The following is a 507-nucleotide window of genomic DNA, read 5'->3' as shown; positions in this document are numbered from 1 at the left end:
GACACCACTGCCCCGATCATCAGCGTAGAGGTCGTCAATGACCGCAATAACGACGGTTGGCTGAACAAGGAAGAAGTGGGCGACGGCACCGCGCGGGTGCAGGTGACGGTCGACGATGCTTCGCTGCGGGCCGGTGGCCAGGTGACCCTGACTATCGACCGCGGTGGCAATCCTGAGAGTCGTATGGTCACTGTCAAGATCGTTAACGGCGAGGTGCAGTTTAGCAACGCGCAGGGACAGGCTCTGACCGGCGGCAGCTACACCTACACCTACGACGCTATCAACAAAAAGGGTGTAATCAACTTCAACGAAGGCATATTGGCCGATGGTGGGAAGCTCAAGGTCGACGCGGTGCAGACCGATGCGGCTGGCAATAAGGGTGATGCCAGCGACAGTGCCCAGCTGGATGTGGCGGCACCGGCGCCGACGGTAGAACTGCAAGGCGCAGGCACCGACGACACCTACAGCAAGGGTGAGATCGGCAGCGACAACAGCGTGACCGCCAAG

General features: G+C 60.6%; 1 protein-coding gene. It reads left to right on the top strand.

The genetic code is table 11. The features are described 5' to 3' along the window. A partial coding sequence (locus tag EGI20_RS19015; RefSeq protein ID WP_498633269.1) for a hypothetical protein occupies nt 1–507 on the top strand: 507 nt, incomplete at both ends.

This window comes from Aquitalea sp. S1-19, from assembly GCF_024343515.1.
Note: the sequence above shows the minus strand (reverse complement) of the source record. Positions and strands in the feature narration are given on the sequence as shown.